16 protein-coding genes are annotated in these 15,420 nt (G+C 69.2%); 3 read left to right on the forward strand and 13 right to left on the reverse strand.

The window, feature by feature from the left end:
• Positions 1-7: 7 nt before the first annotated feature.
• Positions 8-364: a glutaredoxin family protein gene (locus LRF89_RS06165; protein WP_201167938.1), complete on the reverse strand. Its 357-nt coding sequence runs from the start codon at positions 362-364 to the stop codon at positions 8-10.
• A 95-nt stretch (positions 365-459) separates the two neighbouring features.
• Here LRF89_RS06165 and ppk1 point away from each other — a divergent pair, with 95 nt between their 5' ends.
• Complete coding sequence (gene ppk1, locus LRF89_RS06170) at positions 460-2,547, forward strand: polyphosphate kinase 1 (protein ID WP_238635515.1); 2,088 nt, start codon at positions 460-462, stop codon at positions 2,545-2,547.
• 25 nt (positions 2,548-2,572) lie between these two features.
• Here ppk1 and LRF89_RS06175 read toward each other — a convergent pair whose 3' ends face one another.
• From LRF89_RS06175 to ppsR, 5 genes are read right to left on the reverse strand one after another with little or no spacing between them, the layout of a single operon-like run.
• Positions 2,573-4,102 carry a Ppx/GppA phosphatase family protein gene (locus tag LRF89_RS06175; RefSeq protein WP_238636761.1) on the reverse strand — a complete coding sequence of 510 codons (1,530 nt, stop codon included), beginning with the start codon at positions 4,100-4,102 and terminating at the stop codon, positions 2,573-2,575.
• Positions 4,102-4,614 (reverse strand): SixA phosphatase family protein, encoded by a 513-nt coding sequence (locus tag LRF89_RS06180; protein ID WP_201167947.1) that lies wholly within the window; start codon positions 4,612-4,614, stop codon positions 4,102-4,104. The genes LRF89_RS06175 and LRF89_RS06180 overlap by 1 nt, the downstream gene beginning before the upstream one ends.
• A gap of 17 nt (positions 4,615-4,631) precedes the next feature.
• Positions 4,632-5,108, reverse strand: coding sequence for an Rrf2 family transcriptional regulator (locus LRF89_RS06185; protein WP_201167950.1), 477 nt, complete (start codon positions 5,106-5,108; stop codon positions 4,632-4,634).
• A 59-nt stretch (positions 5,109-5,167) separates the two neighbouring features.
• The gene (locus LRF89_RS06190; protein ID WP_201167952.1) at positions 5,168-5,641 is read right to left on the reverse strand and encodes a DUF1249 domain-containing protein; all 474 of its coding nucleotides are present in this window, start codon (positions 5,639-5,641) and stop codon (positions 5,168-5,170) included.
• 31 nt (positions 5,642-5,672) lie between these two features.
• Complete coding sequence (gene ppsR, locus LRF89_RS06195; protein WP_201167954.1) at positions 5,673-6,494, reverse strand: posphoenolpyruvate synthetase regulatory kinase/phosphorylase PpsR; 822 nt, start codon at positions 6,492-6,494, stop codon at positions 5,673-5,675.
• Between the two features lie 116 nt (positions 6,495-6,610).
• On the opposite strand from ppsR, the gene ppsA reads away from it, so the two are divergent.
• Positions 6,611-8,983 (forward strand): phosphoenolpyruvate synthase, encoded by a 2,373-nt coding sequence (gene ppsA / locus LRF89_RS06200; RefSeq protein WP_238636762.1) that lies wholly within the window; start codon positions 6,611-6,613, stop codon positions 8,981-8,983.
• Positions 8,984-9,065: 82 nt separating this feature from the next.
• Here ppsA and LRF89_RS06205 read toward each other — a convergent pair whose 3' ends face one another.
• From LRF89_RS06205 to motA, 4 genes are read right to left on the reverse strand one after another with little or no spacing between them, the layout of a single operon-like run.
• A complete protein-coding gene (locus LRF89_RS06205; protein ID WP_238633089.1) occupies positions 9,066-9,884 on the reverse strand; it encodes a sulfurtransferase in 819 nt (272 codons plus the stop codon).
• An 18-nt stretch (positions 9,885-9,902) separates the two neighbouring features.
• On the reverse strand, positions 9,903-10,454 hold the full coding sequence (gene orn / locus LRF89_RS06210) for an oligoribonuclease (RefSeq protein WP_201242885.1): 552 nt from the start codon (positions 10,452-10,454) through the stop codon (positions 9,903-9,905).
• A 59-nt stretch (positions 10,455-10,513) separates the two neighbouring features.
• Positions 10,514-11,563, reverse strand: a complete 1,050-nt coding sequence (locus LRF89_RS06215; RefSeq protein ID WP_238636763.1) for a flagellar motor protein MotB — start codon at positions 11,561-11,563, stop codon at positions 10,514-10,516.
• Between the two features lie 15 nt (positions 11,564-11,578).
• Entirely contained in the window at positions 11,579-12,451 is an 873-nt protein-coding gene (motA, locus tag LRF89_RS06220; protein WP_201242883.1) for a flagellar motor stator protein MotA, read from the reverse strand.
• Between the two features lie 126 nt (positions 12,452-12,577).
• On the opposite strand from motA, the gene LRF89_RS06225 reads away from it, so the two are divergent.
• Positions 12,578-14,080 carry an HDOD domain-containing protein gene (locus LRF89_RS06225; RefSeq protein WP_238636764.1) on the forward strand — a complete coding sequence of 501 codons (1,503 nt, stop codon included), beginning with the start codon at positions 12,578-12,580 and terminating at the stop codon, positions 14,078-14,080.
• Between the two features lie 29 nt (positions 14,081-14,109).
• On the opposite strand, the gene LRF89_RS06230 is transcribed toward LRF89_RS06225, so the two are convergent.
• From LRF89_RS06230 to LRF89_RS06240, 3 genes are read right to left on the reverse strand one after another with little or no spacing between them, the layout of a single operon-like run.
• Positions 14,110-14,454 carry a histidine triad nucleotide-binding protein gene (locus LRF89_RS06230; RefSeq protein WP_238633086.1) on the reverse strand — a complete coding sequence of 115 codons (345 nt, stop codon included), beginning with the start codon at positions 14,452-14,454 and terminating at the stop codon, positions 14,110-14,112.
• 25 nt (positions 14,455-14,479) lie between these two features.
• Entirely contained in the window at positions 14,480-15,085 is a 606-nt protein-coding gene (gene recR / locus LRF89_RS06235) for a recombination mediator RecR (RefSeq protein ID WP_201242879.1), read from the reverse strand.
• A gap of 10 nt (positions 15,086-15,095) precedes the next feature.
• Positions 15,096-15,419, reverse strand: a complete 324-nt coding sequence (locus LRF89_RS06240) for a YbaB/EbfC family nucleoid-associated protein (RefSeq protein ID WP_201167975.1) — start codon at positions 15,417-15,419, stop codon at positions 15,096-15,098.
• Position 15,420 lies beyond the last annotated feature (1 nt).

Genomic DNA, 15,420 nt, shown 5'->3' on the forward strand with positions numbered 1-15,420 from the left:
CCCCCGCTCACCCGTCGCGCCCGTCGGGGCCGAGCTCCTCGACCAGTGCGCGCAGGTAGGCGGCGATATCCCCCGACTCGTAGAGCCACTGTCCGTCGCCGCCGTCGGGGATGTAGAGGCAGGGCACCATGCGCTTGCCACCGTGCTCCTCGAGCTCGCGGGCGGCCTGGGGATCCTGGCCGATATCGCGGCGTTCCAGCTCGATGCCGAGGCTGCGCAGGGTCATGTTGACCCGCATGCAGAACGGGCACCATGACCGCTCATAGAGCACCAGCCCCGCCACCGCGCGGTCGATCCGACGCTGCAGGCGGCGCTGCTCGCCGGGGTCCTCGCTGGGGTCCGCTGCGGGGCGCTCGTCGCTCATGATCGTCGCTCCTCGATGGTTGTCGGGCTTCACATTCGCAGGATGTCATAGAATCGAAAAACCGCCCAGAGGCGGATTCTGCTAGCGTAGAAGGCATGCAAGAACCGACCGACCTCAAACAGCCCGAGCTCTACAACAACCGCCTGCTCAGCCTCCTCGAGTTCAACCGCCGGGTCCTGGAACAGGCCAGGGATCCGAGCGTACCGCTTCTCGAGCGGCTCAAGTTCCTGTGCATCCTCAGCACCAACATGGACGAGTTCTTCGAGATCCGCTTGGCCGGCGTCAAGCAGCGGGCGGAGCTCGGCTCGGTGCAGACCGAGGCCGACGGCCGCAGCCCCCAGGAGGTGCTGCGCGCCACCGGCTCAGTGGCCCACGAGATCGTCCACGAGCAGTACCGGGTGCTCAACGAGCAGCTGATCCCCGCGCTAGCCGAGCAGTCGATCCACTTCGTACGCCGCCAGGACTGGAGCGAGGCACAGCGCGACTGGCTGCGCCACTACTTCGAGACCGAGCTGCTGCCCATCCTCAGCCCCCTCGGCCTGGACCCGGCGCATCCGTTCCCCAAGGTGCTCAACAAGAGCCTCAACTTCATCGTCTCGCTCGAGGGCAAGGACGCCTTCGGTCGCAACACCGGCTACGCCATCGTTCAGGCGCCCCGCGCCCTGCCCCGGATCATCCAGCTGCCGGCGGCGGAGATCGACGGCGGCGGCCCGAATAACTTCGTTTTCCTCTCCTCGGTCATCCACGCCTTCGTCAACGACCTGTTCCCGGGCATGACGGTGCGCGGCTGCTACCAGTTCCGCGTCACCCGCAACGGCGATCTCTTCGTCGACGAGGAGGAGGTCGACGACCTGATGCGCGCGCTGGAGGGCGAGCTGCCGCAGCGCCGTTACGGCCAGGGCGTGCGCCTGGAGGTGGCAGCCAACTGCCCGGACGCCATGGCCGACTTCCTCCTCGAGGAGTTCGAACTCGGCCGCGACGACCTCTACCAGGTGGACGGCCCGGTGAACCTCAACCGCTTGATGGCCGTCTACGACCTGGTCGACCGCACCGACCTCAAGTACCCATCGTTCACACCGGGGCTGCCCGCGGTGCTGAGCACCGGGACCGACCTGTTCAAGGCCATCCGGCAGCGGGACATCCTCCTCCACCACCCCTTCCAATCCTTCCTGCCGGTGGTCGACCTGGTCCGCCAGGCCGCCCAGGACCCCAACGTCCTGGCCATCAAACAGACGCTCTACCGCACCGGCCCCGATTCGGCCATCGTCGACAATCTGGTCCGCGCTGCCCGCGCCGGCAAGGAGGTCACGGTGGTGGTGGAGCTGCGTGCGCGTTTCGACGAGCAGGACAACATCCGCCTGGCCAACCGCCTCCAGGAGGCCGGCGCGCACGTGGTCTACGGAGTAGTGGGCTACAAGACCCACGGCAAGATGATGCTCATCGTCCGGCGCGAGGGCGGCCGCCTGTGCAACTACGTGCACCTCGGCACCGGCAACTACCACTCGCGCACCGCACGGCTCTACACCGACTACGGCCTGCTGACCGCCGACCGGCGCATCGGCGAGGACGTGCGCAGCGTCTTCCTGCAACTGACCAGCCTGGGTCGGTTCAAGGATCTGCACCGCCTGCTCCAGGCCCCGTTCACCCTGCACGACGGCGTGCTCGCCCGCATCGAGCGCGAAGCCGAGCACGCCGCCGCAGGTCGCGGCGGACGGATCATCGCCAAGCTCAATGCCCTGACCGAGCCGCGCGCCATCCAGGCCCTTTACCGGGCCTCGCAGGCCGGGGTGGAGATCGACCTGATCGTCCGCGGCATGTGCGTCCTGCGCCCCGGGCTGCCCGGGGTCTCGGAGAACATCCGCGTGCGCTCGATCGTCGGCCGCTTCCTCGAGCACACCCGGGTCTTCTACTTCGAGAACGCCGGAACCCCGGAGATGTACGGCGCCAGCGCCGACTGGATGGATCGCAACTTCTTCCGCCGGGTGGAGACCGCCTTCCCCATCGACGACCGGGAGGCGCGTGAGCGCATCGGCAAGGACCTGGCCTACTACCTGGCGGATACCCAGCAGGCGTGGCTGCTCCAGGCGGACGGCTCCTACGTGCGCGCCCGGCCGGAGGGCGATGAAGAGACCCCGTTCAGTGCCCAACAGGCCCTGCTCGCCCACCTCGCCGAGGACGCCTAAACCTGGCCCGCGCGCCGGCGCCGCCCTAGCCGGCCGACTCGGCCAGCTCCAGGGTCATGCCGGCGCGCTCCAGGTAGCGCTGCTCCTGGGCCAGATCGGCCTGCAGCAGAGGATTGTCGGCCAACCACCCCGCCGGGAACCACAGGCGCATGCCGTCGCCCAGCGGCTCGACCCGTGGCTCGAGCACGCTGCCGTCGGCCCGGCCGCGGTGAAGCAGCACGGCCAGGCGCAGCACCACCGCCAGCCGCTTGCCGGTATCCAGCCACCGCTGCGGCAGGGCCTTCAGCTGCCCGCGGGCGAGCTTGCGGCGGTGGACCCGCACCAACAGGGCCAGCAGCTGCTGCTCCTGGCGGGAGAAGCCGGCCATGTCCGCATTGCGCAGGATGTAGGCACCGTGCTTGTGGTACTGGGCGTGGGAGATGTCCAGGCCGATCTCATGGAGCTGCGCGGCCCAGTCCAGGATGTCATGGTAGAAGCGATCGACCAGCCCCCAGCTAGGCGCCACCTGCTCCAGCAGCGTGGCCGCCGTCGCCGCCACCCGGTCGGCCTGTCCCGACTCCACCGAGTAGCGCCGGCGCAGCGCCGCAACCGTGTTGGCCCGGGCGTCTTCGCTGTGCTGAAGCATGCCCAGCCGGCCCGCCAGGTCGTGCATCACCCCCTCGCGCATGGCGCCGTCGGCAACCTCCATGCGCTCGATGCCCAGCGCCTCGAAGACGGCGCACAGCGCCGCCAGCCCAGCCGGGAAGACCTGCCGGCGGTCGCCGGACAGGCCCAGCCACTCGCCCAGGACTTCCGCATCGCCGGCCTCCACCGCCAGCCGGCGCAGTCGGCCCAGCGCCTCGGCGGTGATCCACCCCGGCGGCGACCAGTCCCGGCTGGCGCAGGCGTCCGCCGCGGCGCGCACGGTCCCGGAGGCGCCTACCGCACCCTGCCAGGCCGGCGCCCGAAAGGCCCCCTCCACCGGCCCGAGTTCGAGGCGGGCCAGAACCCCCGCCTCCCGGAACCGCCGCTCGGTGATGCGACCGTCGGCGAAACAGCGCCCGGTCAGTGACACACAGCCGAGATGGACGCTCTCCATCTGCTCGGCCCGGGGACCGCGGCCCAGGATCAGCTCGGTGCTGCCCCCGCCGATGTCCACCACCAATCGGCGGTGCTCATCGAAACCGAGGCTGTGGGCCACCCCGAGGTAGATCAGGCGCGCCTCCTCGTAGCCCGAGACCACCTCGATGGGGTGGCCCAGGGCGTGCTCGGCCTCCTGCATGAAATCGGCGGCATCGCGCGCGCGGCGCAGGGTGTTGGTACCCACCGCCCGCACCTGCTGCGCCTGCAGGCGGCGCAGCCGGTCCCCGAAGCGGGCCAGACACGCCAGGGCACGCTCCCGGGCGGCCTCGCTCAGACGCTTCTGCCCCTGCTCCAGCCCGGAGCCCAGGCGAACCGTCTCGCGCAGCCGGTCGATGACGCGCAGGGTACGGGTGGCCGGATCGATGCGCGCGACCACCATGTGGAAGCTGTTCGAACCCAGATCAACCGCCGCGATCACCTGCTCATCGTGCATCACTGCGCCACCTCCGACAGGTCGCTGAGTACCCGGGGAGGATAGTGACCGATCAACCGCGCCGCACCGGGGGCCGCCCCCTCGGGGAAGTCAAGCAGACAGACGGACGCCTTGGGGAAGGCGAGGAAGGAGACCGGCGAGCCGATCAGGGCGTGCCCGACCCAGCAGCCGAGATCGGGCTCGTGGCCCACCAGGGCCACCGGCGTCTCATCGATCCCGGCCAGCCACTGGAAGATGGCCGCGGGATCCCCGCCGGGGGCCAGCGCAGCCAGCTCGCGCCGGGCAGTAGACTCGGGGAAGGCGGCATCCAGGATGGCTGCGGTCTGCACGGCACGGGTCAGGGGGCTGTGCGCCACCAGCGGCAGGTGTTCGACCACCCGCCGCAGCCCCAGCGCCGCCCGACGCATGACCCGCTGCCCCTGATCCGAGACGCGGCGGGTCCGATCCCTGCCGTCGGGGGCCTGGTCGCGGGGTTCGGCAATGGCATGCCGAACCACCAGGACCGGACCCATGGAGACTCCCGTACGACTCAGGCCACCGACGAGGAGCGGTCGCCGCGCCCCACGTCGCGATCACCGGAGCCGACGCGCTCCGCCACCTCGCGCACGCCGGCGTCGCGGGCCATTTGCTCGAGGGTGATGCCGTTGAGGAAGTCGTAGATCTGCCGGCTCAGGTCGACCCACAGGTCGTGGGTCAGGCAGCGGTCGTCGTCGGCGCCTCCCTCACCAACGCTCTGCCCCTGGGCCGTGCCTTCATCCACTGCGGTGATGATCTGCGCCACCGAGATCTCGCCCGCCGGACGCGCCAGGCGGTAGCCGCCGCCGGGGCCGCGCACCCCGACGACCAGCCCGTCGCGACGCATGCGCGCGAACAGCTGCTCCAGGTACGACAGCGAGATGCCCTGGGTGTGGGAGATTTCCGCGAGGGTCACCGGCCCCTTCTCGCTGTTGAGGGCCAGCTCCATCATCGCAGTGACCGCGTAACGCCCTTTCGTCGACAAGCGCATAGCCAATTCCTTAACAAGATGGGGGGTATCTCTGGTTATAGCGGCCGGATTGCGTCCGGTCAAGGTCGATCCGTCGAACTCCCGGACTGCAGGCGAAATCCGTGCCCCTCGCCCAGGCTGAACCGCAGCCAGCGACTCAGGAACCGATTGCTGACCCAGCGCTGTTCCAGGCTGCCGGCCGGATCGCGCACCGTACGCCCGCCGGTGGCCATCACCTCGGCCACCCGGGCGTCGTGGTAGACCCGCACGGTCAGCTCCGGCAGCGATTCGGCCCCGCAGCCGGATGCGAAGCGGTGGGTCAGAAGGACGGTGGTGGTGTAGCGACTGCGTTCGAGCACCTCGAGACGAAGCGCCACGCCGTCCCGCGAGAAGGAAATCTCGCGCTCGGCATCCGCCCGTTCCAGATCGGGCACCAGGCGGCGCATGTAGATGTAGTTCGTCTCGTAGAGCTCCATGAGCGCCGCGAAGGTGCGCGGTTTCGCCTCAAGGGCTCGGTGCGTGGCGGAGGCTTCCTGAACCATGCGCGCGAGCATAACATGCCCCGCCGCGCAGCAAACCCATGGCCTAGACGCGCCGGGTCAGCGCGTGCTGATGGATCACCGTCGAAGAGATCTCCTCGATGGACATGGTGGTGATGTCCAGATAGGGGATCCCCTCGCGGCGGAACATCGCCTCGGCGCGCGCCACCTCGTACTCGCACTGGCGCAGCTCGGCGTAGCGGCTGTTGGGGCGACGCTCACTGCGGATCTGGTGCAGCCGGTCCGGGTCGATGGTCAGCCCGAAGAGCTTCTCGCGGTGCGAGACCAGCGCCCGGGGCAGCCGAGTGGCGATCAGGTCGTCGTCGGTGAGCGGGTAGTTGGCGGCGTAGACGCCGAACTGCAGCGCCAAATAGAGCGATGCCGGGGTCTTCCCGCTGCGCGAGACCCCCACCAGGATGACGTCGGCGCGGCCGTAGTGCTGATGGGTGGCGCCGTCGTCATGATGCAGTGCGAAATTCATGGCATCGATCCGCACATCGTACGTGCTATCATCCGCGATTCCGTGCGACCGGCCGATGACATGGTTCGACGGCACCTCCAGCTCGCGTTCGAGCGGCGCGATGAAGGTGTCGAAGAAATCGAAGAGGACAATGTGCTCGCTCCCGCGCAGGACGGCGAGCACCTCCGGGTCGATGATGGTGGAGAAGACAATGGGCGGATGGTCATCCTCGGTGGATGCCGCCGTGATCCGGCGTAACGCCGCCCGTGCCCGCTCCACCGTTTCGACGAAGGGGATCGTGGCCTGCTCGGTGGTGACCGAGAACTGGGTCATCAGCGAGTGGCCGAGGGCCTCGGCCGTGATCCCGGTACGATCGGAGACAAAGAAAACCCTGCGCACATCAGTCATCGGTGGGTTGGTCCCGTTGCGGCCATGTGTCGGCGGGCCATCTTAGACCAAGACCGCCGGCCGCGGCACGCAGCACCGCGAGCACGGCCATTGTGACGCTTCAGGGGAGCACAGCCTTGCAAGATTACGTAGTGGAGTTCGACGCCCTTGGCATGGGCGATGTTGACCAGGTAGGCGGCAAGAACGCCTCCCTCGGCGAGATGATCAGCAACCTCGCCAAGGCGGGCGTCCGTGTCCCGGGCGGGTTCGCCACCACGGCGAAGGCGTACTGGGAGTTCCTCGACGCCAACAACCTGCGCTCGGGGATCCGTGACGCGCTGGCGGGGCTGGATGTCGACGACGTCGAGCAGCTCGCCGCCACCGGCGCGAAGATCCGCCAGATGATCCTCGACGCGCCCCTGCCCGAGAGCCTCGACGCCGCCATCCGCGCCGGCTACGAGAAGCTCGAGTCGCAGCACCCGGGCGAGGCCTCCTTCGCCGTGCGCTCCTCGGCCACCGCCGAGGACCTGCCGGATGCCTCCTTCGCCGGTCAGCAGGAGACCTTCCTCAACGTCCGCGGCCTGGACGGCATCCGCGAGGCCATCCACCACGTCTTCGCCTCTCTATTCACCGACCGCGCCATCGCCTATCGCGTCCACCACGGCTTCGACCACGAGCAGGTGGCCCTTTCGGCGGGCATCCAGCGCATGGTGCGCTCGGATATCGGCGCCTCCGGCGTGATGTTCACCATGGACACCGAGTCCGGCTTCCGTGAGGCCGTCTTCGTCACCGCCTCCTGGGGCCTGGGCGAGACGGTGGTCCAGGGCGCGGTCAACCCCGACGAGTTCTACGTCTACAAGCCCAACCTCGAGCAGAACCGCCCGGCCATCCTGCGCCGCAACCTCGGCGGCAAGGCGATCAAGATGGTCTACTCGGGCAGCACCGAGCACGGCAAGACCGTCGAGACCGTCGACGTCCCCGAGTCCGACCGCATGCGCTTCTGCCTCAACGACGCCGACATCGAGGATCTCGCCCGCCAGGCGGTGATCATCGAGAAGCACTACGGCCGCCCCATGGACATCGAGTGGGGCAAGGACGGCGAGGACGGGCAGCTCTACATCCTCCAGGCCCGCCCGGAGACGGTGAAAAGCCGGGACGGCGGCCAGGTGCTCGAGCGCTACCACCTCAAGGATCGCGGCCAGGTGCTGACCGAGGGTCGTGCCATCGGCCAGCGCATCGGCGCCGGCCCCACCCGCGTCGTCCAGGATGTCAGTGAGATCAACCGCGTCCAGGAAGGCGACGTGCTGGTCACCGACATGACCGACCCGGACTGGGAGCCGATCATGAAGCGCGCGGCAGCGATCGTCACCAACCGCGGTGGCCGCACCTGCCACGCCGCGATCATCGCCCGCGAGCTCGGCATCCCGGCAATCGTCGGCTGCGGCAATGCCACCGAGACCATCCCGGATAGCATCGACGCCACCGTCTCCTGCGCCGAGGGCGACACCGGCTACGTCTACGAGGGCAAGCAGGACTTCGAGGTCCGCGAGGTCTCCCTGTCCGACATGCCGGATCTGCCGTTCAAGATCATGATGAACGTCGGCAACCCGGACCGCGCCTTCGACTTCCAGTTCCTGCCCAACGAGGGCGTCGGCCTCGCCCGCGTGGAGTTCATCATCAACCGGATGATCGGCATCCACCCCCGGGCGCTGCTCGAGTTCGATCAGCAGGAGGAGTCGATCAAGCGGGTCATCCGCTCGCAGACGGCCGGCTACGAGAACCCCGAGGAGTTCTACGTGGACAAGCTCGCCGAGGGGGTCTCCATGCTCGGCGCCGCCTTCCACCCGAAGCCGGTGATCGTGCGCATGTCGGACTTCAAGTCCAACGAGTACGCCAACCTCATCGGTGGCGAGAAGTACGAGCCGCACGAAGAGAACCCGATGATCGGCTTCCGGGGCGCCTCGCGCTACATCAGCCCCGACTTCCAGGAGTGCTTCAAGCTCGAGTGCCGCGCCCTGCGCCGGGTCCGAGACGAGATGGGCCTGGACAACGTCTGGCTGATGGTGCCCTTCGTGCGCACCACCGCCGAGGCCGAGCAGGTCATCCGCCTGCTTGCCGAGAACGGCCTGGAGCGCGGCAAGGACGGCCTGAAGGTCATGATGATGTGCGAGCTGCCCTCCAACGCCGTGCTCGCCGACGAGTTCCTGGAGCACTTCGACGGCTTCTCGATCGGCTCCAACGACCTGACTCAGTTGACCCTTGGACTGGATCGTGACTCGGGTGTCATCGCCGATCAGTTCGACGAGCGCAACGAGGCGGTCAAGCGCATGCTCTCCATGGCCATCCAGGCCTGCCGCCGCCACGGCAAGTACGTCGGCATTTGCGGCCAGGGCCCGTCGGACTACCCCGACCTGGCCCGGTGGCTGATGGACGAGGGCATCGAGAGCGTCTCCCTGAACCCGGATACGGTCGTCGAGACCTGGCTGTATCTGGCGGGCAAGGAGCAGTAAGGCGCTGCTCCCACGGACCGGGGGGGCGGCGGCGCCCCTCCCCGGTCCGCCCTTCCCCACGGTTACCCGCTGCGATGCACTGCTACGGGCCGCCCTCGCGGACCGGCAGCTCCGGATCGTTGCCCCACTCCGACCAGGAGCCGGCGTAGGCGCGCACCCGCTGGTAGCCCAGCGCGCGCAGCACCACGTAGGTCAGGGATGAGCGGTGGTGGGTCTGGCAGTGCACCACCAGCTCCTGCTGCGGGTCGTCGATGCCGCGCTCGTGCAGCAGCTGCTGCACCTGCGGCGCCGGGCGCAGTAGCGGCGGATCCTCGGGATCCATCAGCGCCTGCCAGTCCAGGTGCACCGCCCCCGGGATGTGACCACCCCGGCGGGCGCGGACGTCGGTACCGGTGTATTCCCCCCGGGACCGGGCGTCGATGAGCGTCACCGATGGGTCGTCCAGGTGCGCCAGCACCCAGTCGCGGTCGACCAGGCACTCGGGATGGCGGATCTGCGCCGGGTAGCTGCACGGCTGCGGTGCCACCGCGCCGCCTTCCACCGGCCCCTCCTCGGCGAGCCACCCCTGAAGACCACCGTTGAGCAACCCATGGCGGGGATGACCGAGTAGATCCAGCGTCCATAGCAGGCGGCTCGCCCGCCCCCCGCCGTCGGAGTCATAGGCAATGACCGTGACCGAGTCGTCGATCCCCACCGCGCCCAGGCGTTTGCCCAGGACCGCGGCGTCGGGGACCAGCCCCATCGCCGGCGGCTCGGCGCGCGTCAGGTGGCCGTAGGGCAGGTGCACCGCCCCCGGGATGTGCGTCTGCCGGTAGCGGCCGTCGTCGTCCCCGACATCCACCACGAGCACCGGTTCGCGCTCGCGCAGGGTCTGCAGATCGCCCGGATCGAGCAGCAGCATCCTCCCCTCCCGCCGGCGTCAGGCCGGCATGCGCAGGAACTCGCGCCGGTAGTGGCGCAGCTCGTTGATGGAGTCGCGTATATCGTCCAGGGCCAGGTGGTTGCCGGACTTGCGCACCCCGTCGGCCACCTCCGGCGCCCAGCGCCGGGCCAGTTCCTTGAGGGTGCTGACATCGATGTGGCGGTAGTGGAAGTAGGCCTCCAAATCCGGCATCCAGCGCGCCAGGAAACGGCGGTCCTGGCAGATGCTGTTACCGCACATCGGCGAGGTGCGCGGCGGCACGTGCTGCTTGAGGAATGCCAGCACCTGCGCCTCGGCCTCCGCCTCGGTCACCGTGCTGGCCCGCACCCGCTCGGTCAGCCCCGAGCGGCCGTGCTGTCGGGTGTTCCACTCGTCCATGCCATCGAGCAGGGATCGATCCTGGTGGATGGCCAGCACCGGCCCCTCGGCCAGCGTGTCGAGGTTGCTGTCGGTGACCACCACCGCGATCTCGATGATCCGGTCGCGACTCGGATCCAGACCGGTCATCTCAAGATCGATCCAGATCAGATTCCATTCAGAGAAACCCATACGTGTGCTCTCGCCTGCGCGTGAGTGGTTCAGTCTAGCATCGGCGCCGAGCCCGGGCGTCACCAGGTCTCCGGCTCGGCCGGGGGCTCCAGGTCGGGCATCTCCACCTCGGGGCCCGCCTCCTCCCCGTCGTCGTCCGGCGCCTCCTCGGCCTCGCCGTCGGCCTCCGCCGCCTCATCCTCATCGACCTCCGGGACCGTCTCGTCGACGTCGTCGAGCCCCTGCTCGATCCGCCGCTCCTCCGGGGTCAGCAGCTCCCGCGGCCGGCGCGGCAGGGCATCCAGGGCGTGCTCATCGGGGTCCATGCGCCGCTCGCGCTCGGCGATGCTCGCCACCGCCGCGCGGCTGAGCAGGACGACGGAGATGCGGCGGTTGATGTCGGCCCGGGGGTCGTCCGGGTCGGCGGGGATGGTATCGGCGTAGCCGACCACCTGGCCGATGCGCCCCGCGGGCAGCCCCCCGTCGACCAGCGTCTGCCGAGCGGAATGGGCCCGGTCGGTGGACAGCGACCAGTTGTCGTAGTCGTCCCGGGCAAACGGCCGGGCGTCGGTGTGACCGGAGAGCGAGACCGGATTGGGCACCTCCTCGAGCACACCGGCCAGGGCACGGAGGATCTCCTCGGTGTGGTCCTTGGGGTCGGCGCTGCCGAGTTCGAACATCGGCCGACCGTCGTGGTCGACCAGCTGGATGCGCAGACCGTCGTCGGTGATATCGAGCATGATCTGATCGGCGTACTCGGCCAGGTCCGGGTCGTCCATCACCGCATCCTGGAAGCGCTCGGCCAGATCCTGCATCTCCTCGGCCCGAATGAACCCGCCCTCGCCCAGGGGCATGCCCTCCAGGTCGATGGGCGCGCGGCGCTCGCCCTCAAAGTCGATCACGTCGCGGGCCGCCGGCGGATGGGCCGCCTGCGGATCCCGGAAGTACTGGCCGATGCCCTTGCGCTGATCATCGTCCAGGGCGAGCAACAGCCAAAGGACCAGGAAGATGGCGAACATCGCCGTCATGAAGTCGGCGAAGGCGATCTTCCACGAGCCGCCGTGGTGCTCCTCGCCGTGCTTCGCCACCTTCTTGATGACGACCGGGCGGGTCTTGTTCTCCTCGACCATGCCCCGGGGCTGCCCTTAAGCGTCCTGACTGCGGGCGGCCTGCATCTTCACGTGCTCCTCGAGCTCGAAGAAGGTCGGTCGCTCCGCCTCGAACATCGCCTTGCGGCCGAACTCCACCGCCACCACCGGCTTGTAGCCGTTGAGCACGGCCAAAAGGGTCAGCTTGATGGTCTCCAGGAACTTGGTCTGCTCCTGCGCCCGGTGCTCCATGGCCTGGCCCAGCGGGCCGACGAAGGCGTAACCGGCGAAGATGCCGGTGAAGGTGCCGACCAGCGCCGAGGCCACCAACCCGCCGATGGTCATCACGTCCTCGTCCAAAGAACCGAGGGCGATGACCACGCCGAGCAGCGCGGCGATGATGCCGAACCCGGGCATGGCGTCGGCCACCTTGTTCACCGCGGCCGCCGGGTGCGACGCCTCCTTGTGGTGGGACTCGATCTCCACGTCCATGAGGTTCTCCATCTCGAAGGGGTTCATGTTGCCCCCCACCATGAGACGGAGGTAGTCGCAGAGGAACTCCAGGGCCACGTGGTCGTTGAGGATGCGCGGGTAGGACTTGAACAACTCGCTCTCGTGGGGGTTGTCCACATCGTCCTCGATGGAGAGCAGCCCGTCGCGCTGGGCGCGCTGGAAGATCTCGTAGAGCAGCGCGAGCAGATCCATGTAGTGCTCGCGCCCGTAGGGCGCTCCGCCGGGGATCTTGGGGATGGTGCTCAACACCCGCTTGATGACCTTCAGCGGATTGGCGATCAGGAAGCCGCCGATGGCCGCGCCGAAGATAATCAGGAACTCGTACGGCTGCCAGAGGATGGCCAGCGGGCCGCCGTGGGCGGCGTAGCCGACGATCACCGAGAAGAATGCGATGGCAGCGCCAATGATAACCAGCATGTGTGCCTGCCTGCCCCCCTGTGGCTGCTGGCTGGAGGATCCGTGGCCGCCAGTCTAACCGATCAACCCTGTCGGGGCAGCGCCCTTTCCATTCCCGGAGCCGTTCAGGGGCCCTACAATGACGCCATGAACAAGGATCCCGAATCCCCGCAGCGGCGTCTGGAGGACTGGGTTGCGGCCATCGGCGAGCCGCGGCTGCCGCGCCTGCCCCGGCACACGCTGGACTATGAGCTGCCGCCGCGCGATCTGGCCGCGCAGATCTACGTGGACCCGGCCCTGGTCCTCGGGCTGATCCGCGACGTCAATACCCACGCCTCGCGCCACCTGGACTCCGGCGTGCACAGCATGGAAGAGGCCGTGCTCCTGCGCGGGGTGCGCAACGTCCGCGCTGTGGCCGACGGGCTACCCCGCGCCGAATCGGCCCTGACCCGGGTCAACTACCGCGGTTACCTGTTCACCTGCGAGCGGGCCATCCACGCCGCCTGCCAGGCCCGGCGCTGGGCGTGGCAGCTCGCCGATCTGCTGCCCAACGAGGTCTACACCGCCGCGATGCTGCGCCACAGCGCCGAGCTGGTCATGTGGAGCCACGACGAGGGCCGGGTGATGCGCACCATCCACGAGATGGCCCCGGAGCCCGCCTACGCCTCCGAGGCGGAGTACGTCGCCCTGGGCTTCTCCCTGGGCGAACTCAACCTGGCCCTGGCCCAGCAGTGGCAGCTGCCCGCCCTGGTGGCCGAATCCAGCGAGGCGCTGGCCGCCGACACGCGCTCGCCGCGCAGCTGGGCGGTGGGCCTGGCCACCCGGCTGTCCGCCCTGGCCCGCCAGGGCTGGCACCACCCGGAGATGCCGCCGCTGCTCGACGCCCTCGCCGAGCTACTCGAACTCGACGACGAGGCCACCCGGGCGGAGATCTCCGCCGGCGCCGCCGAGGCCGCCGAGCTGCTGCCCTGGAAACCGGTGACCTTCGCCCCGCTGCTGGGCGAGACGGACGAGGACGAGCCGGAACAACCGGCTCGCGCGCCGATCAGCGAGACCTCCGACAACCCCTACCTCTCCGACGGCACCGCCAAGGGCGGCGTCTGCCTGGCGCCGCGTCGCGAGGTCTTCCAACGGGTGCGCCATGAACTGGAGAACCGCGACTACGCGCGCTCCGAGGCGCAGATGCGCCGCCGCCAGGGCCGCGTCTCGCCCCGCGACTGCATCCTCAACCTGGTCCTCACCGGGCTCTACGACGGCCTGGGGCTGAGCCGCGTGCTCTACGCCCAGATGCTCCCGGACGGCGAGACCCTGGCCGGACAGTACGTCCTCGGCGCCGCCGGCGACCCGAACTTCCACCGCTTTCGGGTGGACCTCGCCCGCCCCTCGCTCCTGCAGGAGCTGATGGCGAAGCCCTCGGCGGTGTGGCTGACGCCGCAGCGCTACGAGCGGATCCGGCACCGCGTGCCGCAGCCCCTGCACGCCCTCGCCGACGGCCGTTCGGCCTTCCTCGCCGCGGTGTTCGCCAACGGCCGCCCGCAGGGGATGGTCTACGCCGACCGCCACCGCATCGACAACGCCCTCGACGAGCCGAGCTTCCAGGCGTTTCGGCGGCTCTGCGCCCTCGGCGGCCAGCGCCTCGGCGAGCTGTAGCCCACGACCCGCGGCGGCGGCCGCGGCGCTCAGCCCGGCGGCCAGGTCATCTGCCGGCCACCGAGCAGGTGCAGGTGCAGGTGGTGGATCTCCTGCCCGCCCTCGTCCTTGCAGTTGAAGACGGTGCGGTAGCCGCGCTCGCTGAGGCCCTCCTGCTCGGCCAGGGTGCGGGCGGCGGTGAACATCTCGTTGAGCAGTTCGCCGTCGTCGGCGGTCAGATCGTGCAGCGTCGGCACGTGGCGCCGCGGGATGATCAGGATGTGGGTCGGCGCCTGGGGATGGAGATCCCGAAAGGCGATCACCTGCTCGCCGCTGTGGACGATATCCGCGGGGAGTTCCCCGGCGACGATCTTGCAGAAGATACAGTCGGTCATCGGTGCCTCCTTTTCCGGCCGATGCTCAGCCCTCGTAATCCCGCCGCCCCATGAAAGCGTGAGAGAGGGTCCCCTGGTCCACCTGCTCCAGCGCGCCGCCCATGGGCACCCCGTGGGCGATGCGCGTGGTGCGCACCCCGCGCTCGGCGGCCAGGCTCTGGACGTAGTGGGCGGTGGCCTCGCCCTCGATGGTGGGATTGGTGGCGAGGATGATCTCTTCGACCTCGCCGGCATCCAGCCGCTGCTGCAGCCGATCCAGCCCGAGCTCTTCCGGGCCGATGCCGTCGAGCGGCGACAGCGCCCCACCGAGGACGAAGTAGAGCCCCTGGAAATCCGTGGCCTGCTCGAGGGCAAAGACGTCGGCGCTGCTCTCGACCACGCACAGCAGCGTACGACGGCGCTGCGGGCTGGCACAGAGCCCGCAGCGCTCTTCCTCGGTCAGCAGCCCGCAATCGGGGCAGTGGCCAACGCCCTCCACCGCCCCCTGCAGCGCAGCGGCAAGCTGCCGGGCACCGTCACGGTCGCGCTGGAGCAGATGCAGCGCCATGCGCTGCGCCGTCTTGGCGCCCACTCCGGGCAGACGGCGCAGCCCCTCGACCAGCTCGCGCAGCCGCGGCGAGTAGACGCTCATCGGCTGCCGATCAGAACGGCAGCTTCATCCCCGGGGGCAGGCCCATGCCCTCGGCCATGCCGGACATGCGCTCCTGGCTCTCGCGCTGGACCTTCTGCACGGCGTCGTTGACCGCCGCCGCCACCAGGTCCTCGACCATCTCCCGGTCGTCCTCGAACAGCGAGGGGTCGATCTCGACCTTGCGCACCTCGTTGCGCCCGGTCATGGTCACCTTAACCATGCCCGCCCCGGCCTCGCCGCTGACCTCCATGGCAGCGATCTCCTCCTGGGCCTTCTGCATGTCCTCCTGCAACTGCTGGGCCTGCTTCATGATATTGCCGAGTCCGCCCTTCATC

The sequence above is a fragment of the Halorhodospira sp. 9621 genome (assembly GCF_022228055.1).
Lineage (GTDB): Bacteria > Pseudomonadota > Gammaproteobacteria > Nitrococcales > Halorhodospiraceae > Halorhodospira > Halorhodospira halophila_A.